This window comes from Pseudomonas sp. Irchel 3E19, assembly GCF_900187585.1.
In the GTDB taxonomy this organism is placed as follows: domain Bacteria; phylum Pseudomonadota; class Gammaproteobacteria; order Pseudomonadales; family Pseudomonadaceae; genus Aquipseudomonas; species Aquipseudomonas baetica.
In genome coordinates this window covers 70195-93856 of record NZ_FYDT01000026.1, presented here as the reverse complement: position 1 = coordinate 93856, position 23662 = coordinate 70195, and the positions used below count along the sequence as shown (strand labels likewise).

Below are 23662 nucleotides of genomic sequence, written 5' to 3'. Positions count from 1 at the left end.
CACTCGATGGGAATATTTTGAGTGAATGTGCTCAAGTCACAGAAGTTGAAAAGGTCGCCGAGGTCGAGCAAGTCCTGTTGAACAGACATAAAAAATCCGATGCCAGAGATCTGACATCGGATTTTCGGAGAAGCCCGGCGAGGATTCAAATGCTTAAGTGAACAGCATTACCGCACAGGGCGGGGTTCTCGTACTGCGCAAAATATGCCTTATGCGTGCAGGGTTTCTGCCGCGTAGAGGGTGTTTTCCAGCAGGCAGGCACGGGTCATCGGGCCGACGCCGCCCGGAACTGGAGTGATCCAGCCGGCGCGAGGCAGGGCGGTTTCGTACACGACGTCACCGACCAGTTTGCCGTCTTCCTGACGGTTGATGCCGACGTCGATCACGATCGCGCCTTCCTTGATCCACTCGCCTTTGACCAGGCCAGGCTTGCCGGCGGCCACGACCACCAGATCGGCGCGACCCACATGGCCAGCCAGATCCTTGGTGAAGCGGTGGGTGACTGTCACGGTGCAACCGGCCAGCAACAGTTCCATTGCCATTGGGCGACCAACGATGTTGGAGGCGCCAACGACAACGGCGTCCATCCCGTAAAGATCAGCGCCGGTGCTTTCCAGCAAGGTCATGATGCCTTTAGGGGTGCATGGGCGCAGCAGCGGAATACGCTGGGCCAGACGGCCGACGTTATAAGGGTGGAAGCCATCGACGTCTTTGTCCGGGCGGATACGCTCCAGCAGTTTGGAGGCGTCCAGGTGCTCGGGCAGTGGCAGTTGCAGCAGGATGCCGTCGATTGCCGGATCGTCGTTAAGACGATCGATCAGGTCGGTCAGCGCTTGCTGAGTGGTTTCGGAGGGCAGGTCGTAGGCTTGAGAGAGGAAACCGACCTCTTCACAGTCTTTACGCTTGTGCGAGACATAAACCTGAGAGGCAGGATCGCTGCCGACCAGGATCACCGCGAGGCCGGGAGTGCGCAGGCCTTGCTGGCGACGCTCGGCAACTCGTTTGGCGATCTGCTGGCGCAGGCTGGCGGCGATCGATTTGCCGTCGATTAGTTGTGCAGTCATTGCGCGTGATTAACCATCGAGAGGGGAAAAAAAGAGAACGCATTCTCGCATGTCAGGCGGTGAGGGCAAAGGCGCTTGGTCAGCAAATTCCCCTAACTCCTTTAATTAAATGAATTTTTTTCAAAAAGGATTTGACGACCTTGGGAGCGCTCTATACTATTCGTCGCACTTGTCGGGCACAGCCTAGCACTGGTTAAGAAGGTGAAGCGGAATTAAGGTTCTGCAACGCTGGAAAGCACTTAGTTTGTAGTCCTTTAAGAGTACAGATTAATAAGGCGCCCGTAGCTCAGCTGGATAGAGCATCCGCCTTCTAAGCGGATGGTCGCAGGTTCGAGTCCTGCCGGGTGCGCCATTAGGCAGCTTTGGCACAAGTAGCGCGATATGGTGGGCGTAGCTCAGTTGGTAGAGCACGGGATTGTGACTCCCGTTGTCGTGGGTTCGATCCCCATCGTCCACCCCATATTTCGAAAGGCGCCAGATGTAACAGTCTGGCGCCTTTGCTTTAAAAGCTTCATCTGCGGATGTGGTGGAATTGGTAGACACACTGGATTTAGGTTCCAGCGCCGCGAGGCGTAAGAGTTCGAGTCTCTTCATCCGCACCAATTAAAGCTTCATTCATGCCTTTTGGCCTGGTGGGGTTCAACAAAGAAGACATTTGGCTTTTTTGTTACGCAATATGGTGGGCGTAGCTCAGTTGGTAGAGCACGGGATTGTGACTCCCGTTGTCGTGGGTTCGATCCCCATCGTCCACCCCATATTTCGAAAGGCGCCAGATTTAACAGTCTGGCGCCTTTTTTGTTTTAGCGGTTTGGAAACCCGGTGATTACCGGTTTCAGGCTGCAGGGCAGGGCGTTTCGTCGTATTTATGTTGCTCGATGATGCTGTGCTGCTCGCCGGGCTTGCTTGCAAGGTCGGCCGTCAGGGAGTTATGGGTCATCTCTTCTATATATAGAAGAGATTGGCGCAGAGCCCTGGCGTGATTGGTTGTATTCGCCTGTGGGGCGCGACGCATCCGTGTGTCGGTCCTTATAAATTGCCTGCTGTTTTTTTACCCGTTTTCAGTAGGGTGACTTCTTGAGTTTGACCCACTAGAATGCATGCCCTTGATTCTGGGGTCGGAAACGGCCGGCTAACGTCTGTGCAACGAGGAATATCCATGCAAGTTTCTGTTGAAAATACTACTGCTCTCGAGCGCCGCATGAGCGTCACCGTGCCGGCTGAGCGCATCGAGACTCAGGTCAACAAGCGTCTGCAGCAGACTGCCCAAAAGGCCAAGATTGCTGGCTTCCGTCCAGGCAAAGTGCCAATGAGCGAAATCAAGCGTCGTTTCGGTGCTGACGCTCGTCAGGAAGCTGTTGGTGATGTCATCCAGTCCTCCTTCTACGAAGCCGTGGTTGAGCAAAAGCTGAACCCGGCCGGTTCGCCGTCGATCGAGCCTAAGTCGCTCGAAGCTGGCAAGGATCTGGAATACGTTGCCGTATTCGAAGTGTTCCCTGAGTTCACCGTTGCCGGCTTCGAAGGCATCACCGTTGAGCGCCTGAGCGCTGACGTGGCTGACGCTGATCTGGACAAAATGCTGGACATCCTGCGCAAGCAGAACACCCGTTTTGAAGTGGCCGATCGTGCTGCCCAGAACGAAGATCAGCTGAACATCGATTTCGTTGGCAAGGTCGACGGCGAAGTGTTCGCTGGCGGTTCCGCCAAGGGTACTCAGCTGGTGCTGGGTTCCGGCCGCATGATCCCGGGCTTCGAAGAAGGCCTGGTTGGCGCTAAGGCCGGCGAAGAGCGCGTTCTGAACCTGACTTTCCCAGAGGACTATCAGAACCTGGACCTGGCTGGCAAAACCGCTGAGTTCACCGTCACTGTCAACACCGTTTCCGAGCCAAAACTGCCTGAGCTGAACGAAGAGTTCTTCGCTCAATTCGGCATCAAGGAAAGCGGCATCGACGGTTTCCGCACCGAGGTTCGCAAGAACATGGAGCGTGAACTGCGTCAGGCGATCAAATCCAAGGTCAAGAATCAGGTCATGGACGGTCTGCTGGCCACCAACCCGATCGAAGTGCCTAAGGCTCTGCTGTCCAACGAAGTTGACCGTCTGCGCGTGCAGGCTGTTCAGCAGTTTGGTGGCAACATCAAGCCAGACCAACTGCCGGCCGAGCTGTTCGAAGAACAAGCCAAGCGCCGCGTCGTGCTGGGTCTGATCGTGGCTGAAGTGGTCAAGCAGTTCGACCTCAAGCCTGACGAAGCCCGCGTTCGTGAAATGATTCAGGAAATGGCTTCGGCTTACCAAGAGCCTGAGCAGGTTGTGTCCTGGTACTACAAGAACGACCAGCAACTGAACGAAGTCCGTTCGGTTGTGCTGGAAGAACAAGTTGTGGATACTGTTCTGCAGAAAGCTAGCGTGACCGACAAATCGGTCTCTTACGAAGAAGCAGTCAAGCCGGTAGAAGCTCCAAAAGCCGACTGATCGTTTTTGCGTTAAGAAGTGCTCACATAAGCCAGCTCTCGAGCTGGCTTATGCGTATTCAAGACATAACTATTTGGGAGTGACTGCAGAGCATGTTCCGTAATTCGTATATTCAGCAGAACTCTGATATCCAGGCCGCAGGCGGCCTGGTTCCGATGGTTGTCGAGCAATCTGCTCGTGGCGAACGCGCCTATGACATCTACTCGCGCCTGCTCAAGGAGCGAGTGATTTTTCTGGTTGGTCCGGTAGAGGACTACATGGCCAACCTGATTTGCGCGCAACTGCTGTTCCTTGAAGCGGAAAACCCGGACAAGGACATCCATCTCTATATCAACTCCCCGGGCGGTTCGGTGACAGCAGGCATGTCGATCTACGACACCATGCAGTTCATCAAACCCAACGTATCGACTACCTGCATCGGCCAGGCATGCAGCATGGGCGCGTTCTTGTTGACCGCCGGTGCTCCAGGCAAGCGTTTCTGCCTGCCGAACTCGCGCGTGATGATTCACCAGCCACTGGGTGGTTTCCAGGGTCAGGCATCGGATATCGAAATCCATGCCAAGGAAATCCTCTTCATTCGCGAGCGCCTGAACACGCTGATGGCCAAGCACAGCGGTCGTACCCTTGAAGAAATCGAGCGCGATACCAACCGCGATAACTTCATGAGTGCAGAAGCTGCGAAGGAATACGGCTTGATCGACGAAGTGATCAACCAGCGCCCAGCTTAAAATAAGCAACTCAAAATAGGCTTGGTCGGCGCGTCTGATCAGTGGCGGGCTTGAAAAAGCCCGCAATAGCCTTCATCTTGTGTTGCAAGCCTATCGGATTTGGATCGAACGAATGACTGACACCCGCAACGGCGAGGACAACGGCAAGCTGCTCTATTGCTCCTTCTGTGGCAAAAGCCAGCATGAAGTGCGCAAATTGATTGCCGGCCCCTCGGTCTTTATCTGCGACGAGTGCGTCGACCTGTGCAATGACATCATCCGTGAGGAGGTGCAGGAAGCCCAGGCCGAAAGCAGCGCGCATAAATTGCCTTCGCCTAAAGAAATCAGCGGCATCCTTGATCAGTATGTGATTGGTCAGGAGCGTGCGAAAAAGGTTTTGGCCGTAGCGGTGTACAACCACTACAAGCGCCTGAACCAGCGTGACAAAAAGGCTGACGACGTCGAACTCGGCAAGAGCAACATCCTGCTGATCGGCCCGACAGGCTCTGGCAAGACCCTGCTGGCCGAAACACTGGCCCGCCTGCTGAACGTTCCGTTCACCATCGCCGACGCAACCACCCTCACCGAGGCCGGTTACGTAGGTGAAGATGTCGAGAACATCATTCAGAAGCTGCTGCAGAAGTGCGATTACGACGTAGAGAAGGCCCAGATGGGTATTGTCTACATCGACGAAATCGACAAGATTTCCCGCAAGTCCGACAACCCGTCGATCACCCGTGACGTTTCTGGTGAAGGCGTGCAGCAGGCCTTGCTCAAGTTGATCGAAGGCACGGTCGCTTCCGTACCGCCGCAAGGTGGCCGCAAGCATCCGCAGCAGGAGTTCCTGCAGGTCGACACCCGTAACATCCTGTTCATCTGCGGTGGTGCGTTCTCGGGTCTCGAGAAGGTCATCCAGAACCGTTCCACCAAAGGTGGCATCGGTTTCAACGCAGAAGTGCGCAGCAAGGAAGAAGGCAAGAAGGTTGGTGAGTCCCTGCGTGAAGTCGAGCCTGACGATCTGGTCAAGTTCGGTCTGATCCCGGAGTTCGTCGGTCGTCTGCCTGTCCTCGCGACGCTGGACGAGCTGGATGAGGCTGCGCTGATGCAGATCCTCACCGAGCCGAAAAATGCTCTGACCAAACAGTATGCCAAGCTGTTCGAGATGGAAGGCGTGGATCTGGAGTTCCGCTCAGACGCGCTGAAATCGGTCGCCAAGCGTGCCCTGGAGCGTAAAACCGGTGCCCGTGGCCTGCGTTCGATTCTCGAAGGTGTGCTGCTCGACACGATGTACGAAATCCCCTCGCAGTCCGAGGTGAGCAAAGTCGTCATCGATGAGAGTGTGATTGAAGGCAAGTCCAAGCCACTGTATATCTACGAGAACAGTGAGCCGACGGCCAAGGCAGCGCCGGACGCTTAAGCGTCCACTCTGCCGGAATAAAGAAGGGGCCTTCGGGCCTCTTTTTTTTATGTCATTTTTTACATCCGCTTTGTGCTTGTTTTTTTTCAAGGCAGCCCCCATCTTGGTTTCAAGCTTAATTCCATCTGATTACGGCCATATGGCCGCCGTAGAGGCGAAATCATGAAGACAACCATCGAATTGCCTCTCCTGCCATTGCGTGATGTTGTGGTTTATCCGCACATGGTTATCCCGCTGTTCGTGGGGCGCGAGAAATCCATCGAAGCCCTCGAGGCAGCGATGACGGGTGACAAGCAGATCCTGCTGCTGGCCCAGAGAAACCCGGCTGACGATGATCCCGGTGAAGACGCTCTCTATCGCGTAGGTACCATCGCAACTGTGCTGCAACTGCTCAAGTTGCCCGACGGCACCGTCAAGGTGCTGGTCGAGGGTGAGCAGCGCGGTACCGTTGAGCGCTTCAGCGAAGTCGACGGCCACTGCCGTGCCGAAGTCTCCTTGATCGAAGAAGTCGACGCTGCCGAGCGCGAGTCCGAAGTGTTCGTGCGAACGCTGCTGTCGCAGTTCGAACAATATGTGCAGTTGGGCAAGAAAGTCCCGGCTGAAGTCCTGTCATCGCTCAACAGCATTGATGAGCCGGGCCGCCTGGTTGATACCATGGCCGCGCACATGGCGCTGAAAATCGAGCAGAAACAGGAAATCCTCGAAATCATCGATTTGTCGGCGCGGGTCGAGCATGTTCTGGCATTGCTGGACGCCGAGATCGACCTGCTGCAAGTCGAAAAACGCATTCGCGGTCGCGTCAAAAAACAAATGGAGCGCAGCCAGCGCGAGTACTACCTGAATGAGCAGATGAAGGCCATTCAGAAAGAGCTGGGTGACGGTGATGAAGGTCACAATGAAATCGAAGAGCTGAAAAAGCGCATCGATGCTGCCGGCCTGCCGAAAGATGCACTGGCCAAAGCCACCGCAGAGTTGAACAAGCTCAAGCAAATGTCACCGATGTCCGCCGAAGCCACGGTAGTGCGCTCCTACATCGACTGGCTGGTGCAAGTACCGTGGAAGGCACAGAGCAAAGTGCGCCTGGATCTGGCCCGTGCGGAAGACATTCTCGATGCCGATCACTATGGTCTGGAAGAGGTCAAGGAACGTATCCTTGAGTACCTCGCCGTGCAGAAGCGCGTGAAGAAAATCCGTGGCCCGGTGTTGTGCCTGGTGGGTCCTCCGGGCGTGGGTAAAACCTCGCTGGCTGAGTCGATTGCCCATGCGACCAACCGCAAGTTCGTGCGCATGGCCCTCGGTGGCGTGCGTGATGAAGCGGAAATTCGTGGTCACCGCCGGACTTACATCGGTTCGATGCCGGGAAGATTGATTCAAAAGATGACAAAGGTGGGCGTGCGCAACCCGCTGTTCCTGCTCGACGAAATCGACAAAATGGGCAGCGACATGCGTGGCGACCCGGCGTCGGCGTTGCTTGAAGTGCTCGATCCTGAGCAAAACCACAACTTCAACGATCACTATCTGGAAGTCGATTACGACCTTTCCGATGTGATGTTCCTGTGCACCTCCAACTCGATGAACATTCCGCCGGCGCTGCTTGACCGGATGGAAGTCATCCGTCTGCCGGGTTACACCGAAGACGAGAAGATCAACATCGCGGTCAAATACCTGTCGCCAAAACAGATCGCCGCCAATGGTCTGAAGAAAGGCGAGCTGGAATTCGACGAAGAAGCGATCCGCGACATCATCCGTTACTACACCCGTGAAGCCGGTGTTCGTGGCCTCGAACGGCAGATCGCCAAGGTCTGCCGCAAGGCGGTCAAAGAGCACGCGCTGGAAAAACGCTTCTCGGTGAAAGTGACAGCTGATTTGCTGGAGCACTTCCTCGGCGTGCGCAAGTTCCGCTACGGCCTGGCTGAGCAACAGGATCAGATCGGTCAAGTGACCGGACTCGCCTGGACTCAGGTTGGCGGCGAATTGTTGACCATCGAAGCCGCTGTTGTGCCGGGCAAGGGTCAGTTGATAAAGACCGGTTCACTGGGTGATGTAATGGTCGAATCGATCACTGCCGCCCTGACTGTGGTACGCAGTCGCGCGAAGAGTCTGGGCATTCCTCTGGACTTCCACGAGAAGCGCGACACGCATATCCACATGCCGGAAGGCGCGACTCCGAAAGACGGTCCTAGCGCCGGTGTAGGGATGTGCACCGCGCTGGTGTCGGCGTTGACCGGCATTCCGGTACGCGCCGATGTCGCCATGACCGGCGAAATCACTCTGCGTGGTCAGGTGCTGGCAATTGGCGGTTTGAAGGAAAAACTGCTGGCGGCGCATCGCGGCGGAATCAAGATTGTGATTATTCCGGAAGAGAACGTGCGTGATTTGAAGGAGATTCCTGACAATATCAAGCAGGATCTTCAGATTAAACCGGTTAAATGGATTGACGAGGTCCTGCAAATTGCGCTGCAATACGCGCCGGAGCCCTTGCCGGATGTGGCTCCGGAGATAGTTGCCAAGGACGAAAAGCGCGAGTCTGACTCTAAGGAAAGAATTAGCACGCATTAATACGTTTTTGCCTGGGGGGCTTCCTTGACAGCTTTTTAGAGCCCTTGTTATAAAGCGGCTCTTAAGTGTCTGTAGGCCATTCAGCACTCGTTTTTGCTTTCACCAAAAAACTTAGAATCATCTCAAAATAGATATAAGGGGACTTAGAGTGAACAAGTCGGAACTGATTGATGCTATCGCTGCATCCGCTGATATCCCGAAAGCTGCTGCTGGCCGTGCGCTGGACGCTGTAATCGAATCCGTCACTGGCGCTCTCAAGGCTGGCGACTCCGTAGTTCTGGTCGGTTTCGGTACTTTCTCCGTGACTGATCGTCCGGCTCGTACCGGTCGTAACCCTCAGACCGGCAAGACTCTGGAAATCCCGGCTGCCAAGAAGCCAGGTTTCAAAGCCGGTAAAGCACTGAAAGAAGCTGTTAACTAAGTTTTCAGGTTTTTACCCATCCGGGTCGGGGTCATGCCTGACTTGGCAGCGGAGCGGTAGAGCAGGTCGCTGAAACAGCTGCCTGTAACGCCGGGATCGAGGGTTCGAGCCCTGTCCGCTCCGCCAGTTACGAGAAGGCGCATCCTCGGATGCGCCTTTCTTCTATCCGGATTCTACCCACGCTCCACGGTTGCCTAAATTGAAGTTCAACCGTTTCTGGGGGACGCATGCTGCAGAATATCAGGGACAATTCACAAGGCTGGATTGCCAAGACCATTATCGGGGCCATCATTTTGCTGATGGCTTTGACCGGTTTCGACGCCATTTTCCAGGCCGCCACTCACAAGAATGAGGTGGCCAAGGTCAATGGTGAAGAAATCAGCCAGAACGAGCTGAGCCAGGCCGTTGATATGCAACGCCGTCAGCTGATGCAACAGCTGGGCAAAGATTTCGACGCTTCCTTGCTCGATGAAAAAATGCTCCGCGAATCGGCCCTCAAGGGTCTGATTGATCGCAAGCTGCTGCTGCAAGGCGCTGAACAATCGAAATTCGCTTTCTCCGAAGGCGCTTTGGATCAGGTGATCCTGCAGACGCCTGAGTTTCAGGTTGATGGCAAGTTCAGCTCCGAGCGTTTCGACCAGGTGATCCGTCAACTGGGTTACAGCCGTATGCAATTCCGCCAGATGCTGGCTCAGGAAATGCTGATCGGCCAATTGCGCGGCGGTGTAGCGGGCAGCGGTTTTGTCACCGACGCCGAAGTGCTGGCATTCGCCCGTCTGGAAAAACAGACCCGCGATTTCGCGACCCTGAACGTCAAGGCTGATCCGGCCGCGGTCAAGCTGACCGACGATGAGGTCAAGGCGTACTACGACGAGCACGCCAAGGAATTCATGACCCCTGATCAAGTGGTCATCGATTACCTGGAACTGAAGAAGGCTTCGTTCTTCGATCAGGTCGCCGTCAAGGACGAAGACTTGCAAGCAGCGTATCAGAAAGAGATCGCCAACCTGTCGGAACAGCGTCGTGCGGCGCACATTCTGATCGAAGTGAACGACAAGACGACCGAAGCTCAGGCCAAGTCGAAGATCGAAGAAGTGCAGGCGCGTCTGGCCAAGGGCGAGAAGTTTGAAGCGCTGGCCAAAGAGTTCTCGCAAGACCCGGGTTCGGCCAACAACGGCGGTGACCTCGGTTATGCAGGTCCTGGTGTCTACGACCCAGCCTTCGAAAAAGCCCTGTACTCGCTGGCTAAAGATCAGGTTTCCGAACCGGTTCGCACCGACTTCGGTTACCACCTGATCAAGCTGCTGGGTGTTGAAGCGCCTGAAGTGCCAACCCTGGCCAGCCTGAAGGACAAGCTGACCCGCGAGCTGAAAGCGGCGCAGGTCGAGCAGCGTTTCGTTGAAGCGACCAAGCAACTGGAAGACTCCGCGTTCGAAGCGTCTGACCTGGCTCAGCCTGCATCGGATCTGAAACTGACTGTGCACACCTCCAAGCCGTTCGGCCGTGAAGGTGGCGAAGGTGTTGCGGCCAACCGTGCCGTGGTCACTGCTGCGTTCAGCACTGAAGTGATCGATGAGGGGGCCAACAGCACCGCCATCGAACTGGATCCGGAAACCGTGATCGTGCTGCGTTCCAAGGAGCACTTGAAACCTGCGCAACTGCCTCTGGAAAGTGTGAGTGCGGCCATCCGCACCCAACTGACCAAAGAGCACGCCAGCGCGGCTGCCAAGACCAAGGCCGAGAAGCTGATTGCTGATCTGCGCGATGGCAAGGCGCCGCTGGACAAGGCTGTTGATGGCCAGAGCTGGAAAGCCACACAAGCGGCCACCCGTGGTCAGGAAGGTGTTGATCCGGCGGTACTGCAGGCGCTGTTCCGTATGCCTAAGCCGGCAGCCAAGGACAAACCGACGTTCAGCAGCGTTACGCTGTCGGACGGTAGCCTGATGATCGTGCGTTTGAACGGCATCAATGAGGCGGCTGCGCCGACCGAGGAAGAGAAGGTTCAGTACCGTCGCTTCCTGGCGTCCCGTGAAGGGCAGCAGGACTTTGCGGCTTATCGCAAGCAGCTGGAGGCACAGGCAGACATCAAGAAGTTCTGATGGTTGACTGAGCTTTACTACGAGAGCCCCGGCCAATTGGTCGGGGCTTTTTTGTGGGCGCGATCCAGCCTTCTGGGCATGGGTCGGGATCGCCTTTGGATCATCCCGCTCGCGGAAATCCATGATGTCGGGCGTTTACAGCTGCGTACAAGGTCGAGACCAGCAGCGCTGCAACAATCCATGGAAAGTGTCCAACCCCCACGCTGTCCAGCAACAGCCCACCCGCCAGTCCACCTCCGGCGATGCCGACATTCCACAAGGTGACCAGCATGGATTGCGCGGTGTCGGCGGCGTCTTTTGCGGTTTTTGCCGAGGCGGTTTGCAGCAGCGATGGCATGGCGCCGAAGGCCAGTCCCCATATTGCCGTGGCGATGTAGATCACGTTCGGCGATTCGCGCCATAGGCCGAGCGCTATGGCCGAAAGCATGAACAGCAGCGTGCTGATGATGACCAGTTCGCGCAGCCAGCGATCTATCAGGCTGCCGACGACCCACAGACTCAGCACGGAGGCCAAGCCGAACATGAGCAATACAAGGTCGATATCACTGGCAAGTCCGGAGGGTTGCAGAAACGGTGCGATGTAGGTGTACAGAAGGTTGTGTGCGACCACGTAGGACAAGGTCACGAACAACACCGATCGTACGCCTGGCAGGGTAAAGACCTGACGCAGCGGCAAGCGGTTGCCTGCGCGATCGCCCGGAAAGTCCGGCACTTGCCAGCGTACCCAGATGACCAGCAGTACGGTTAACGCGGTCATGATCGCGAAGCTCAGGCGCCAGCCGATCAGGGTGCCGAGCAAGGTGCCTGCCGGGATTCCCAGTGACAGCGCAATCGGTGCACCCAGCATGGCCACGGTGATAGCACGGCCTTGCAGGTGCGGCGCGACCATTCGGCTTGCGTACCCGGCGAGCAGGGCCCAGAGCAGGCCGGCGAATACACCGGCGATAAATCGTGCAATCAGGGTTAGCCAGTACAGGTCTGAAACGGCGGTGATGCTGTTGGCGATGGCAAACCCGGAGATGGCGGATAGCAGCAGCGGGCGGCGACGCCAGGTGCGGGTAGCGATGGTCAGCGGTATGGCGGCCAGTATCGAACCGATGGCATACAACGTGACCAGTTGCCCGATCAGCGCCTGAGAGACGCCCAGGCCGTCGCTCATCTGCGGTAGCAGGCCGGCGGGCATGGCTTCGGTCATTACCGTGATGAAACCGGCGGTTGCCAGGGCCAGCAGTGCTGCGAGGGGGAGGCGTTCGCGGGTTGCAAGCGGGGGGTGGAGTGGGGGGCAGGTGAGTGGTGCGTCGTTCATGAGCCAGCATCCTTGTGCAGAGTTGACGAGGCACACAGGTTAGAGCGCTGCACATTCAGGAAAAACAGGTTATGGTTCCGAACATATCGGACATGGAAGTCGTCAATGGAGTGTTGGTATGGATAGCCTTGGCAGTATTTCGGTGTTTGTTCAGGTTGCCGAAACGCGCAGTTTTACCGAGGCGGGTCGGCTGCTGGGAGTATCGTCCTCGGCGGTGGGCAAAAGTATTGCCCGGCTGGAAGCACGGCTCGGCGTACGGCTGTTTCATCGCACCACTCGCAGTATCACGCTCACCAGCGAAGGTGCGCTGTTTCTTGAGCGTTGCCGCAAGATCCTCGCCGAGGTTGAGGCGGCGGAGTTTGAGTTGTGTGACGCCGCTGCAAAACCCCATGGCAAGTTGCGGATCAGTCTGCCGCAGGTGCATGGGTTGGTGATGCCGGTCATGAACGAGTTCATGGCCCTGTATCCGCAGATCGAGCTGGACCTGGATCTGACTGATCGCATGGTCGATGTGGTCGAAGAGGGCTTCGATGCGGTTATCCGAACCGGTACACCGCGTGACTCGCGACTGATGGCACGACCGTTGGGTAAGTTTTACATGGTGCTGGTGGCCAGTCCCGCCTATCTGCGTGAGCGCGGTGTGCCGCAAATGCCCGGCGATCTTGCTGACCACGCCTGTCTGCGCCACACCTTCCATGCCACCGGAAAACTGGAGCCCTGGCCTTTGCGGCGGGAGCCGTTTACCGCGGAGCCATTATTGCCGGCGCGGCTTGTCAGCACGTCCATCGAGGCCGTCAGTCATGCGGCATTGGCCGGTATGGGCATTGCCTGCCTGCCGGACTTCATGACGCATGACGCGGTCGCTGAAGGGCGCCTGCAGCGGGTACTGGATGGGTATCTGGAACATACCGGTCAATTCTGGGTGTTATGGCCCTCGAGCCGCCACGCGACGGTGAAGTTGCGGGTTTTCATCGATCATTTATCGGCGCGACTTTTTCCCGACACCGAAGGTCGATAGCGTTGTAACTGTTTCAAGACACTAATCCATACGCCGCGGGGCCGCGATCTGTTGCACAATACGCCCCGGACTGTTTTCCCTCAGGATGTTCAATGTTGATTTCCACTCCCCTGCGTGTTGTCGGGTTGGCGCTGTTGTTGACCGCTGTTGCCGGTTGTTCGAAAGACAAGCCGATGTATGAGCATGAGAACTTCGATGACTCCGGTACGTTCTCGCGCAATTATCCAGTGACCGACTCGGTCAGCTGTGAAGCGGCCCGTCGCGCATTGCTCAGTCAGGGTTACATCATCACCAGCAGCGACCCGAAAGTGATCAGCGGCCACAAAAGTTTCCAGCAGACCGGCGATACTCACATGGAGATCAGCTTCAACGTGGTCTGCGCCGATGACGGCACTGCCGGGCACCATGCCACGATGTTCGCCAACGCCCTGCAGGATCGGTACGCGCTGAAGAAGACCAACAACTCGGCCAGCCTGGGTGTTGGTGTGCTGGGTTCGGTGTCGATGCCGATCGGCTCCTCCGACGACTCGATGGTCAAGGTTGCCAGCGAGACGGTGACGGCGCAAAAGTTCTATGAGCGCTTCTTTGCGCTGGTCGAGCAGTTCCTGCCGGCAGAAACCAAAAAAGCGGCGCATATCGAAGAGAAGCCGAAGACCGATCTTGGCATGCCTGAGCCGAAAGCGGCTCCGGCAAACCTGACGCCTGCTGCAGAGCCCGCTCCCGCCCCGGCGGTCACCGCACCTGCACCTGTCGAGACCGCTCCGGTGACCTCAGAGCCGGTAGCGCCACCCGCGGAATCGACGCCGATCACGCCTGCACCGAGTGCAGAACCTGCGCCGGCCACGGAAGTCATCACGCCACCGGCCAATCCGACGGACATCCCGCCGCCGTCCGAGCCGATTCCGGCAATGCCAGCCTCCGGCCAATAATCCAGAGACCCAATCCCCGTGTGGGAGCGAGCCTGCTCGCGAAGGCGTCAGTCCATCCGATATTGAGGTGGTTGAAAGAACGCTTTCGCGAGCAGGCTCGCTCCCACATTGATTTGTGTCTGATCAAAACATCTTCTTACGAAAAATCCCCGCGATAAATTCCTGACCGCCTGCTACGTTTTATCCAAGAAGGCCGGATTTCATTTTTCCTTCACACGGGCACGTTATGCTCGGGACAAATCGAAGAGAGCAGTAGGGGGATTACGCAATGGATGACTATCAAGAAGAACTGCTCGAGTACCAGGCGTATGAACTGGATCAACCAGAGCCGGCCGAAGACGCCACCGAGCTTTAAAACCTCAGGCGGTTTTGCGATGGCTGCGGCGGAATTCGCCGGGTGTCTGTCCGCTCCAGCGTTTGAAGGCTCGCTGGAATGCTTCGGCTGAGGCAAAGCCCAGCAGGTAGGCGATTTCGCCGAACGCCAGTTCGGTGTCGCGGATGTAAGTCATCGCCAGGTCGCGGCGAGTGTCATTGAGGATCGCGCGAAATTGCGTGCCTTCCTCGGCCAGTTTGCGCCGCAATGTCCAGGTTGGCAGCTTCAGGCGTGCCGCCACTTCTTCCAGGTCGGGTTCCCGGCCCCCATTCAATAGCGGTCCGAGCAACTGCGTGATGCGTTCGCGCAGGCTGCGGGTGCGGGTCAGTTGCTCCAGTTCCCGTTCACACAACTGGAGTAAATGCTTCCAGGTGCTTGGGCAATGTTCGGGATTGCGCTGCGCCAGGCTGCTCAGGCTCAGGCGCAGTTGATTGCGCTCGGCGCCAAACTGGATCGGGCTGTCACCCAGCACGCTGTAAGCATCGCGGTAATCGGGTGCGTCGAATTCGATTTCAATGCGCTCGGCCTTGAGCGGTTCGCGGCTGACGCTGGACAACTGATGCAGCCAACCGGCGATGATCGAGTCCACTACAAAGCGGTTATAGGCGTTATACGGGCTGATCGAGTAGAAGCGCAGCCAGGCGCCGTTGGTGTCCTCATGGAAACTCGACTGGCCACGGTAGTTGGAGCCGTAGAGGGGCTCGAAACGGATCAGGCAACGGGCCGCTTCACGCACGGTGGGTGCCTGTGAGGCGGTGACGCCGGCCAGCCCCGCTTGACTCAGGCGACTGAGCAGACCCATGCGCAGGCCCAGCGCCGGATCAGCCGTCAGTTGAATCGCGCCATGGCCCAAACGCATATAACGCGGAATCGACAGCCGGGCCCCTGCCTCGGCCAGTCGGGCGGCGTCCAGACCATATTGTTCCAGCAACGGTTGCGGATCGCTGTCATGACTGCGCACGGCATCGGCGAGGCTATCGACGAAGCCCACCGACAGATCCCCGAGGCGCATCGGCAACGGCTTCATGGCTTACAACCAGATATTCAGCAAGCGCGCGCCACGGGCATCGCCATCGGCGAACTGTTGACCGTTGCTGCTGAGGAAACTTTGCCCCGAACCGGGCTTGTCCCAGAATTGCCCACGCAGGAATACACTCATGCCGGCAATCGCCCGACTGCTCGGCGGTTGCGCGGTCAGCGTCAGGCGATGCCAGGCCTGGCCCTCGCTGATTTCACCGGGTTTCAGGCTGACTGAACTCGGTGTACTGGAACCTTTGTAGCCCCCCCACGGTTTATTCCACACCCCGTGGCCGACCACGAACGCCGGCACGGCGACCAGTTGTGCGCCTTGTTCGTCGAGTTTTCGATAGTTGTCCGGATACCAGCTGTCGCTGCCGATCAGCACGCCAAGGCGCCCGGCCGGTGTGTCGACCACGTTGATCGCGTGCTCATCTTCGGCTTCGATCACGTCACGCTGTTCGAAGATCGGATGCATCTGCCGCTGTGGTTGACCGAGCGGCAAGCCATCACGGCCGAACACCACGCTGCTGTTGAACAGCGAACCGCTGCCGGGTTTGAGCTGGCCATCACGGATGCTCGGCTCGGGCAGCACGATGGAACCCGCCACCAGCGTGACGTGAAACTCCTTGGCCAGTCCGCCGAACAGCGCCTGATAATCCTTGGCCATGGCTTTGGATTTCATACGCAGATGGGCGTCATCCAGGCGGCTGCTGCCTTTTGCGCCGAGCCAGGCACGGGCAAAGAGCAGCGGATTGCTGGCTGCCAGCCAGTTCATCGCTTCGGCCAGAGTCGGGGCCTGATACAACTCGTCTTTCTCGCCGCTGATCATCAGCCAGGTGCCGACATGTTCCGGCAACACCACCACGGTTTTGTCATTCAACAAGCCCTGATCCTGCGCTTGCTGCAAATACGCGGCGAGTTTGCGGTGTAGGCGTTCGGAGCTTTGATAGTCGGTGGGAAACAGTTCTGGCTGGATGCCGAGCAGATTGCCCCGGTCGCCGGGCGTGCCTTCATCAACCGCGAGTTTGATACGCAGGTCCGACAGATAATGCCCCGCCGGCCGGTCCGCCGCCCACATGGCGTAGGTGGTGAGGGCAGCCACGATGGCCATGGAAAAAAACAGGTACAAAAGTTTGCGCATGAAAACCAACAACGACCGGGTACAGGGTGTGATGCCTAGGGTAGGGCCCATGGTCTTGCTTGCCAAGGGGCGCTGCGCATTTTGATCATTAAGTTGTCAGTTACGGTCATTGAGTGACAGCGATGCGACTCTTAGTCTGTCGAGCATGACTGACGGGGGACACAGAACTCCCGCATTTTCCGTGATCGCTCGTTGTGGAGTTACCGATGACCGCCGCTCATTACCCGAACCTGTTGGCCCCGCTGGACCTGGGATTCACCACACTGCGCAACCGCACCCTGATGGGCTCGATGCACACCGGCCTTGAAGAGAAACCAGGTGGTTTCGAGCGCATGGCGGCGTACTTCGCTGAGCGTGCCCGTGGCGGTGTCGGCCTGATGGTCACCGGCGGTATCGGCCCGAACGACGAGGGCGGTGTGTATTCCGGCGCGGCCAAACTGACCACCGAGGAAGAAGCGCTCAAGCACCGCATCGTCACCCGTGCAGTACATGAGGCGGGCGGCAAGATCTGCATGCAGATTCTTCACGCCGGGCGTTATGCCTATAGTCCGAAACAGGTAGCGCCAAGCGCGATTCAGGCGCCGATCAACCCGTTCAAGCCCAAAGAGCTGGACGAGGAAGGCATCGAGAAGCAGATCAGCGATTTCGTTACCTGCTCGGTGCTGGCACAAACCGCCGGGTATGACGGCGTCGAGATCATGGGCTCGGAAGGGTATTTCATTAACCAGTTCCTTGCCGCGCACACCAACCACCGCACTGACCGCTGGGGTGGCAGCTACGAAAACCGTATGCGCCTGCCGGTGGAAATCGTGCGCCGCGTCCGTGAAGCCGTGGGTCCGAACTTCATCATCATCTTCCGCCTGTCGATGCTCGATCTGGTCGAGGGCGGTAGCTCTTGGGAAGAGATCGTCACCCTGGCCAAAGCCATCGAGCAGGCCGGTGCGACCATCATCAACACCGGCATCGGCTGGCACGAAGCGCGAATTCCGACCATCGCCACCAAGGTGCCGCGTGCGGCGTTCAGCAAGGTCACGGCAAAACTGCGTGGGTCGGTGAGTATTCCGCTGATCACCACCAACCGCATCAACACTCCGGAAATCGCCGAGCAGATTCTGGCTGAGGGCGATGCCGACATGGTCTCGATGGCGCGGCCGTTCCTTGCCGACCCGGACTTCGTCAACAAGGCTGCTGAAGGTCGTGCCGACGAAATCAATACCTGCATCGGCTGCAACCAGGCGTGCCTCGACCATACCTTCGGCGGCAAGCTCACCAGTTGCCTGGTCAACCCACGCGCCTGTCACGAAACCGAACTCAACTACCTGCCGGTGCAGCAGATCAAGAAAATCGCCGTGGTCGGCGCCGGGCCTGCCGGGTTGTCCGCCGCCACTGTGGCCGCCGAGCGTGGGCATCAGGTGACCTTGTTCGATTCGGCCAGCGAAATCGGTGGCCAGTTCAACATCGCCAAGCGCGTGCCGGGCAAGGAAGAGTTTTTCGAGACCCTGCGTTACTTCAACCGCAAGTTGCAGACCACTAACGTCGAGGTGTGCCTGAACACCCGCGTCGACGTGGCGAAACTGGTTGAAGGCGGCTATGACGAAATCATCCTTGCCACCGGCATTGCGCCGCGTCTGCCGGCGATTGCGGGCGTCGACAACGCCAAAGTGCTGAGCTATCTGGACGTGATCCTCGAACGCAAACCGGTTGGCAAGCGTGTGGCGGTGATCGGCGCCGGCGGTATCGGTTTCGACGTCTCGGAATTCCTCGTCCATGAAGGCGTGGCCACCAGTCTGGATCGCGCCGCGTTCTGGAAAGAGTGGGGCATTGATACTCAACTGGAGGCTCGCGGTGGTGTGGCTGGAATCAAAGCTGAGCCGCACGCGCCGGCCCGTGAAGTGTTTCTGCTGCAACGCAAGAAAACCAAAGTGGGCGACGGCCTGGGCAAAACCACTGGCTGGATTCACCGTACCGGTTTGAAGAACAAGCAAGTGCAGATGCTCAACAGCGTCGAATACCTGAGCATTGACGACGAAGGCCTGCACATCCGCATCGGCGAAACCGGCGAGCCGCAGCTGCTGGCGGTGGACAACATTGTGATCTGCGCAGGACAGGATCCGCTGCGGGAACTGCAGGACGGGCTGGTCGCCGCCGGGCAGAACGTCCACCTGATCGGCGGCGCGGATGTGGCGGCGGAGCTGGATGCCAAACGTGCAATCAACCAGGGCTCGCGTCTGGCTGCTGAATTGTAAGCACCACGGTATCCCCCTGTGGGAGCGAGCCTGCTCGCGAAGGCGTTGTGTCAGTCAACATTTGCATTGACTGACAATTTACTTTCGCGAGCAGGCTCGCTCCCACAAGGGCACTGTTTTTGGCTGTTAAGATGGCGGTTCATGTTTCGGAACTGCCATTCATGCTTTTCCCTTCCTGCGACTGGCTTCCCCAAGCCCCTCTCAACCTTCTTCATCTGGACTGGCTCACCAACGCCGGCATCGAAGTGGCGATCCTGCGCCTTGATCAGATCGACCCGCTGATCAGCGGCAACAAGTGGTTCAAACTCATCGAACACCTGAAAGCTGCCGACCGTGCCGGCGCTGAAGGCATCATCAGCCTTGGCGGGGCGCATTCCAATCACCTGCATGCTTTAGCCGCGGCGGGCAAGCGTCTCGGGTTCAAGACCGTGGGACTGCTGCGCGGCCATCCGCAGGAAACGCCCACGGTGAAGGATCTGCAAGCATTCGGCATGCAGCTGCATTGGCTGGGTTATGGCGGCTATCGGGCGCGGCATGAGCCGGGTTTCTGGCTGCCGTGGCAGGCGCAATATCCGACGCTGCAGGCGGTACCGGAGGGCGGCGGCGGACTGCCCGGGGCCCTGGGTTGCGCAGCGCTCAAGGTTCAGGTCGATGCGCAATTGAGCGATCTGGGCTGGAGCGATTACCACGGCTGGTGGCTGGCTTGCGGTACGGGGACGACCTTGGCCGGGCTGGCCCTTGCCGAGGCCGGCGCGCATCCGGTGTACGGCGCGTTGGCTGTGCCTGACGATCACGGCGTGGCGTCGCAGGTCGAGGCGATCATTCGCGAAGCAGGGCTGGCCACGGCGGATTACGAACTGATCGACGCCAGCCGGGGTGGTTTTGCGAAGGTCGATCCCGCGTTGCTGGGGTTTATCGACATCACCGAACAAGCCAGTGCAGTGCCGCTGGAGCCGTTGTACACCGGCAAGGCGTTGCTGGCGCTCAGGCAGCAGGTCGATGCGGGCCTATTCGCCAGCGGCACGCGACTGATCTTCGTGCATACCGGCGGTTTGCAGGGGCGGCGCGGGTTTACGGCCACCCCGTGAGCGTCAGCCGCGCTTGGGCATCATCCGCAGCAACGTGTTATCGCGCACCACGTAATGATGATAAATCCCTGCCAGCGCATGCAGCCCGATCAGCCAGTAACCCGCCGTGGCGATCAGCACATGCCAGCCTTCTACCTGTTTGGCGAACGCTTTGTCTTCACCCACCAACAGCGGCAGATCAAAGCCATAGAACATCACCTGATGGCCCTCGGCGCTGGTGATCAGCCAGCCGAGAATCGGCATGCTGATCATGAACAGGTATAACGCCCAGTGCATCAGCCGCGCCAGCAGGGTTTGCCATTGCGGCGAGGCCGGGAAGATTTTTGGCGCCGGGCCGACGCTGCGGGCCAGCAGGCGAAACCACACCAATACGAATACGGTCAGGCCGAGCATGTAGTGGGCTTCTTTGATCAGCGTGCGCCCGCCGCTACCTTTGGGGAAGATGCCGCGAAATTCCATGCTGGCGTACACCAGCACCAACAACACCAGCATCAACCAGTGCAGCAGAACCGATACGGTGCTGTAGCGAGATTCGGAACTTGTCCACGGCATACGGTGTTTCCTCACAGATCAGGGTCGAAACGGGCCGTTCTTGGCGACGGCATGCTTTAACTGTAAACCCAAAGGCTTGTTTTTGCCTTGAGCGGTGTTTTTATTTTTTGAGTGCTGTGAGTTGTATATTTTTGGACGTGAGGTATCGGGTTGGAGCGTTTATTAAGTTTGTATTAATTTGTTGTGGGCGGTCTTTTGAGTTGGGGGGTGGTGTAACGGCTTGTTGTTTATATTCTGTAGTTTACTTTGGCTTGAGTGGTTTTGGTGGTCTGGTTATTGTGTGGACAGGTCCTGGGGTGTTGTAGGTTCTCAAGGAATTTTAATGTCGTTTAATTATATATTTAATCAGGTGTACTAATGTTTTCTAACAAAAATCAGAACGCATATATTGTAAAAAGGGCAATGGCCAAGAAGCCTGTGACCATGCCTAAACCTGTCGTCAAGCCAAACCCTGTAACCAAACCTGCGCCGGTCAAGCCAGTCGCTCCGATCAAGCCACCGGTCAAGCCCATTGCACCAGTCAAACCGCCAGTCAAGCCTGTTGTGCCGGTCAAGCCCCCAGTCAAACCCGTTGCGCCAGTCAAACCACCGGTCAAACCGGTTACGCCGACCAGGCCTGCCAAGCCTGGCGAGACTACTCCACCTGTTGAAGTGAAGCGGCCGCCAATGCCTTGGCCGACCATTAACTTCAATATCGACCCGGTTGCCCTGGCGACACTTATTATCAGCCTGGGTGGCGTTGTTAATGCGGATGGCTCGACTTCGCTGCCCGATGGCAGCCTGATCGATGCCGATCAAAATTCGCTGAAAGGCCCGGATGGCGTTATTCACCATCAGGACGGACGCGTCGAATTTCCCGATGGACGGATTGTCTGGCCGGATAGTACGATCGAATATCCTGATGGGCGTATTGTTTGGAAAGACGGAACAGAAAAACTTCCAGATGGCAGTATCAGGTACACGGACGGTTTGGCTTACGATGCGGCAGGTAATCTGATTTCGGAATAATTTAAATATTCTTTAATGTGTCAAAGTTCGTGATTTTTTGCACCACGGCAGAAAAAAGAAACACCGCGGACTTGTCCTCAAGTCAGCGGTGCTTCTTGTTTTTCAGTTAGAAAGTTTGTGGCATCTCACCGTTGGCCAGACGCTTGTTGATGTCGGCAATCACTTCCGGCAGGTCGGTGATGGTGTCAATCATGTAGTGCGGGCGCGAACCTTCGAACAGGGCGTGGATACGCTTGCGTTCGCTGGCCAGTTCGTCGCTGCCCAAGGCACGGAAACCCTCGTAATCGAGCCCCAGCGCATTACCCGAGCAGATCAGCGCCACAGTCCACATGCCGGCGCGGCGGCCCTCGAGGATGCCCGGCACGGTATCGTCGATCTTCACGCAGGCCGCCACATCGTCGATACCCAGCGCAATCACGTTGGCCAGTGCCTGCGCCGGCCATGGGCGGCCGTTCGGCACTTCGTCGGTGGCGACGACGTGGTCGGCGATATAGCCGTTGGTCGCGGCCAGTTCGACGACTTTGTCCATCACCTGTTTCGGGTAGCCGGAGCAGGAACCGATCTTGATCCCTTGCTGGCGCAGGTTAGCGATGGTTTCGAGGGCGCCGGGAATCAGCGCCGAATGCTCGGCGATTTTTTCGATCTGCAGCGGCATGAAGCGGTTGTAGATCGCGGTGACGTCATCGTCGGTCGGGGTGCGGCCAAACGCCTTGCGATAACGCTCCGCCACCTGCGGCTGATCACACAGGGTGCGGATGTGATCCCACTTGCCCATGCCCATAGGCCCGCGCGCTTCTTCGATGGAGACCTGAACGTCGAATTCAGCGAAGGCTTCGACGAAAATCTGGGTGGGTGCGAAAGAGCCGAAATCGACCACGGTGCCGGCCCAGTCGAGGATGGCGGCTTGCAGCTTGGTTGGGTTTGCGTAGTTCATGGCAATCAAATTCCTGAGTTGGCAATGCAATTCAAACTGTGGGAGCGAGCCTGCTCGCGAAGGCGTCGTGTCAGTCGACATCAATGTTGAATGTGCGACCGTTTTCGCGAGCAAGCCCGCTCCCACAGGGATTGGTGGTGTTCTTAGATCTCGAGGACTTCCATCTCGCGCAGCACTTCACCTACCGCCGCGACTGCTTCGCGCATTTGCGCCGGGCTGACGTGGCCGATACAGCCGACGCGGAAGGTTTCGACCTGGGTCAGTTTGCCGGGGTAGAGGATGTAACCCTTGGCCTTGACCCGTTCGTAGAAGTCCTTGAACTGATAGCGCGGGTCTTCCGGCGCATGGAACGTGGCGATGATCGGCGCCTGAATCGCTGTTGGCAGGAAGCTGCGCAAACCGAGTTTGGCCATCTCTTCCATCAGCGCCTGACAGTTGGCCGCGTAGCGCGCATGCCGTGCCGGCAGGCCACCTTCTTCGTTGTATTGCAGCAAGGCTTCGTGCAGCGCGGCGACCACATGGGTTGGCGGGGTGAAGCGCCATTGACCGGTTTTCTGCATGTAGGCGTGCTGGTCAAACAGATCCATCGCCAGCGAGTGCGAATTGCCTGCTGCAGCGGCCAACGACTCTTTGCGAGCGAAGACGAAGCCCATTCCCGGCACACCTTCCAGGCATTTGCCGGAGGCGGCGATCAGCGCATCGAACGGCACGGTCTGCGCATCCACCGGCAGCGCGCCGAAGGAGCTCATGGCATCGATGATCAGGCGTTTGCCGTGTTGCTCGATAACCTGGGCAATTTCCGCCAGCGGATTGAGGATGCCGGTGCTGGTTTCGCAGTGGATCAGCGCGACGTGGGTGATATCGCCATCGGCGCGCAGCAGACGATCTACGTCGGCGGCAGTGGTCGGTTCGTCTTCAGCGGTTTCGAAAGTGCTGAAGGAGCGGCCGAGCACTTCGCAGATTTTCGCCAGACGCTTGCCGTAGGCGCCGTTGATCAGCACCAGCACTTTGCCGTCGCGTGGCACCAATGTACCGATCGCCGCTTCGACCGCAAAAGTGCCGCTGCCCTGCAACGGCACGCAATGGTGAGTGGCGGCGCCGTTGAGGATCGCCAGTAGTTGCTCGCAAAGGCTGGCGGTCAGTTGATTGAAGCGGTCATCCCATGACCCCCAGTCGACCATCATCGCCTGGCGGGTGCGGGCCGAAGTGGTCAACGGGCCGGGAGTGAGCAGGATGGGTTCGGCGATACTCATTCGTGTGTCCTCGGGAAGCGCTGTGGGATGAAGCTACGGGGCATACGTTGCAATTCGCCG

Annotated in this window: 18 protein-coding genes and 4 tRNA genes; 15 read left to right on the top strand and 7 right to left on the bottom strand. The window is 57.9% G+C overall.

Annotated elements, in window-relative coordinates; genetic code table 11:
• Positions 1-209: 209 nt before the first annotated feature.
• Positions 210-1064, bottom strand: a complete 855-nt coding sequence (gene folD, locus CKW18_RS17450; protein WP_095189943.1) for a bifunctional methylenetetrahydrofolate dehydrogenase/methenyltetrahydrofolate cyclohydrolase FolD — start codon at positions 1062-1064, stop codon at positions 210-212.
• A gap of 275 nt (positions 1065-1339) precedes the next feature.
• Here folD and CKW18_RS17445 point away from each other — a divergent pair.
• The 10 genes from CKW18_RS17445 (at position 1340) to CKW18_RS17395 (ending at position 10734) form a co-directional block, all read left to right on the top strand.
• Positions 1340-1416, top strand: a tRNA-Arg gene (locus CKW18_RS17445).
• 32 nt (positions 1417-1448) lie between these two features.
• Positions 1449-1524: transfer RNA gene (locus tag CKW18_RS17440), tRNA-His, on the top strand.
• A gap of 57 nt (positions 1525-1581) precedes the next feature.
• A tRNA-Leu gene (locus tag CKW18_RS17435) sits at positions 1582-1666 on the top strand.
• 77 nt (positions 1667-1743) lie between these two features.
• Positions 1744-1819, top strand: a tRNA-His gene (locus CKW18_RS17430).
• A 401-nt stretch (positions 1820-2220) separates the two neighbouring features.
• A complete protein-coding gene (gene tig, locus CKW18_RS17420) occupies positions 2221-3531 on the top strand; it encodes a trigger factor (RefSeq protein ID WP_095189941.1) in 1311 nt (436 codons plus the stop codon).
• A gap of 92 nt (positions 3532-3623) precedes the next feature.
• Complete coding sequence (gene clpP / locus CKW18_RS17415) at positions 3624-4259, top strand: ATP-dependent Clp endopeptidase proteolytic subunit ClpP (RefSeq protein ID WP_007951559.1); 636 nt, start codon at positions 3624-3626, stop codon at positions 4257-4259.
• Positions 4260-4371: 112 nt separating this feature from the next.
• Entirely contained in the window at positions 4372-5655 is a 1284-nt protein-coding gene (gene clpX / locus CKW18_RS17410) for an ATP-dependent Clp protease ATP-binding subunit ClpX (RefSeq protein ID WP_016775335.1), read from the top strand.
• A gap of 162 nt (positions 5656-5817) precedes the next feature.
• Positions 5818-8214 (top strand): endopeptidase La, encoded by a 2397-nt coding sequence (gene lon / locus CKW18_RS17405; RefSeq protein ID WP_095189940.1) that lies wholly within the window; start codon positions 5818-5820, stop codon positions 8212-8214.
• A gap of 148 nt (positions 8215-8362) precedes the next feature.
• Entirely contained in the window at positions 8363-8635 is a 273-nt protein-coding gene (locus CKW18_RS17400) for an HU family DNA-binding protein (protein ID WP_003183171.1), read from the top strand.
• 227 nt (positions 8636-8862) lie between these two features.
• The gene (locus tag CKW18_RS17395; protein WP_095189939.1) at positions 8863-10734 is read left to right on the top strand and encodes a SurA N-terminal domain-containing protein; all 1872 of its coding nucleotides are present in this window, start codon (positions 8863-8865) and stop codon (positions 10732-10734) included.
• Between the two features lie 100 nt (positions 10735-10834).
• Here CKW18_RS17395 and CKW18_RS17390 read toward each other — a convergent pair whose 3' ends face one another.
• Positions 10835-12040, bottom strand: coding sequence for an MFS transporter (locus tag CKW18_RS17390; RefSeq protein ID WP_095189938.1), 1206 nt, complete (start codon positions 12038-12040; stop codon positions 10835-10837).
• Positions 12041-12158: 118 nt separating this feature from the next.
• Here CKW18_RS17390 and CKW18_RS17385 point away from each other — a divergent pair, with 118 nt between their 5' ends.
• Both CKW18_RS17385 and CKW18_RS17380 read left to right on the top strand, forming a co-directional pair.
• On the top strand, positions 12159-13058 hold the full coding sequence (locus tag CKW18_RS17385; RefSeq protein WP_095189937.1) for a LysR family transcriptional regulator: 900 nt from the start codon (positions 12159-12161) through the stop codon (positions 13056-13058).
• Between the two features lie 92 nt (positions 13059-13150).
• Entirely contained in the window at positions 13151-13987 is an 837-nt protein-coding gene (locus tag CKW18_RS17380) for a DUF2242 domain-containing protein (RefSeq protein WP_095189936.1), read from the top strand.
• Positions 13988-14346: 359 nt separating this feature from the next.
• Here the strand turns inward: CKW18_RS17380 and CKW18_RS17375 are convergent, their stop codons facing one another.
• Positions 14347-15387 carry an AraC family transcriptional regulator gene (locus CKW18_RS17375; RefSeq protein ID WP_095189935.1) on the bottom strand — a complete coding sequence of 347 codons (1041 nt, stop codon included), beginning with the start codon at positions 15385-15387 and terminating at the stop codon, positions 14347-14349.
• Positions 15388-15390: 3 nt separating this feature from the next.
• Complete coding sequence (locus tag CKW18_RS17370; protein ID WP_095189934.1) at positions 15391-16521, bottom strand: nitrilase-related carbon-nitrogen hydrolase; 1131 nt, start codon at positions 16519-16521, stop codon at positions 15391-15393.
• A gap of 206 nt (positions 16522-16727) precedes the next feature.
• On the opposite strand from CKW18_RS17370, the gene CKW18_RS17365 reads away from it, so the two are divergent.
• Together CKW18_RS17365 and CKW18_RS17360 are read left to right on the top strand one after the other, a co-directional pair.
• The gene (locus CKW18_RS17365; RefSeq protein ID WP_095189933.1) at positions 16728-18767 is read left to right on the top strand and encodes an NADPH-dependent 2,4-dienoyl-CoA reductase; all 2040 of its coding nucleotides are present in this window, start codon (positions 16728-16730) and stop codon (positions 18765-18767) included.
• Positions 18768-18928: 161 nt separating this feature from the next.
• Complete coding sequence (locus CKW18_RS17360; RefSeq protein ID WP_095189944.1) at positions 18929-19855, top strand: 1-aminocyclopropane-1-carboxylate deaminase/D-cysteine desulfhydrase; 927 nt, start codon at positions 18929-18931, stop codon at positions 19853-19855.
• 3 nt (positions 19856-19858) lie between these two features.
• On the opposite strand, the gene CKW18_RS17355 is transcribed toward CKW18_RS17360, so the two are convergent.
• Positions 19859-20407: a cytochrome b gene (locus CKW18_RS17355; protein WP_095189932.1), complete on the bottom strand. Its 549-nt coding sequence runs from the start codon at positions 20405-20407 to the stop codon at positions 19859-19861.
• A gap of 357 nt (positions 20408-20764) precedes the next feature.
• Here CKW18_RS17355 and CKW18_RS30610 point away from each other — a divergent pair, with 357 nt between their 5' ends.
• Positions 20765-21415 (top strand): hypothetical protein, encoded by a 651-nt coding sequence (locus CKW18_RS30610; RefSeq protein WP_170947275.1) that lies wholly within the window; start codon positions 20765-20767, stop codon positions 21413-21415.
• A 106-nt stretch (positions 21416-21521) separates the two neighbouring features.
• Here the strand turns inward: CKW18_RS30610 and phnX are convergent, their stop codons facing one another.
• Both phnX and CKW18_RS17335 read right to left on the bottom strand, forming a co-directional pair.
• Positions 21522-22349, bottom strand: a complete 828-nt coding sequence (gene phnX / locus CKW18_RS17340; RefSeq protein WP_095189930.1) for a phosphonoacetaldehyde hydrolase — start codon at positions 22347-22349, stop codon at positions 21522-21524.
• Between the two features lie 143 nt (positions 22350-22492).
• Entirely contained in the window at positions 22493-23602 is a 1110-nt protein-coding gene (locus tag CKW18_RS17335) for a 2-aminoethylphosphonate--pyruvate transaminase (protein WP_095189929.1), read from the bottom strand.
• Between the last annotated feature and the right edge of the window lie 60 nt (positions 23603-23662).

Coding starts and splice junctions, on each gene's coding strand:
- CKW18_RS17365 (WP_095189933.1), top strand. CDS start 16,728: ATGACCGCCGCTCATTACCCGAACCTGTTGGCCCCGCTGGACCTGGGA.
- CKW18_RS17395 (WP_095189939.1), top strand. CDS start 8,863: ATGCTGCAGAATATCAGGGACAATTCACAAGGCTGGATTGCCAAGACC.
- clpP (WP_007951559.1), top strand. CDS start 3,624: ATGTTCCGTAATTCGTATATTCAGCAGAACTCTGATATCCAGGCCGCA.
- lon (WP_095189940.1), top strand. CDS start 5,818: ATGAAGACAACCATCGAATTGCCTCTCCTGCCATTGCGTGATGTTGTG.
- clpX (WP_016775335.1), top strand. CDS start 4,372: ATGACTGACACCCGCAACGGCGAGGACAACGGCAAGCTGCTCTATTGC.
- tig (WP_095189941.1), top strand. CDS start 2,221: ATGCAAGTTTCTGTTGAAAATACTACTGCTCTCGAGCGCCGCATGAGC.
- CKW18_RS17355 (WP_095189932.1), bottom strand. CDS start 20,407: ATGCCGTGGACAAGTTCCGAATCTCGCTACAGCACCGTATCGGTTCTG.
- CKW18_RS17360 (WP_095189944.1), top strand. CDS start 18,929: ATGCTTTTCCCTTCCTGCGACTGGCTTCCCCAAGCCCCTCTCAACCTT.
- CKW18_RS17335 (WP_095189929.1), bottom strand. CDS start 23,602: ATGAGTATCGCCGAACCCATCCTGCTCACTCCCGGCCCGTTGACCACT.
- CKW18_RS30610 (WP_170947275.1), top strand. CDS start 20,765: ATGTTTTCTAACAAAAATCAGAACGCATATATTGTAAAAAGGGCAATG.
- CKW18_RS17375 (WP_095189935.1), bottom strand. CDS start 15,387: ATGAAGCCGTTGCCGATGCGCCTCGGGGATCTGTCGGTGGGCTTCGTC.
- CKW18_RS17385 (WP_095189937.1), top strand. CDS start 12,159: ATGGATAGCCTTGGCAGTATTTCGGTGTTTGTTCAGGTTGCCGAAACG.
- folD (WP_095189943.1), bottom strand. CDS start 1,064: ATGACTGCACAACTAATCGACGGCAAATCGATCGCCGCCAGCCTGCGC.
- CKW18_RS17370 (WP_095189934.1), bottom strand. CDS start 16,521: ATGCGCAAACTTTTGTACCTGTTTTTTTCCATGGCCATCGTGGCTGCC.
- phnX (WP_095189930.1), bottom strand. CDS start 22,349: ATGAACTACGCAAACCCAACCAAGCTGCAAGCCGCCATCCTCGACTGG.
- CKW18_RS17390 (WP_095189938.1), bottom strand. CDS start 12,040: ATGAACGACGCACCACTCACCTGCCCCCCACTCCACCCCCCGCTTGCA.
- CKW18_RS17380 (WP_095189936.1), top strand. CDS start 13,151: ATGTTGATTTCCACTCCCCTGCGTGTTGTCGGGTTGGCGCTGTTGTTG.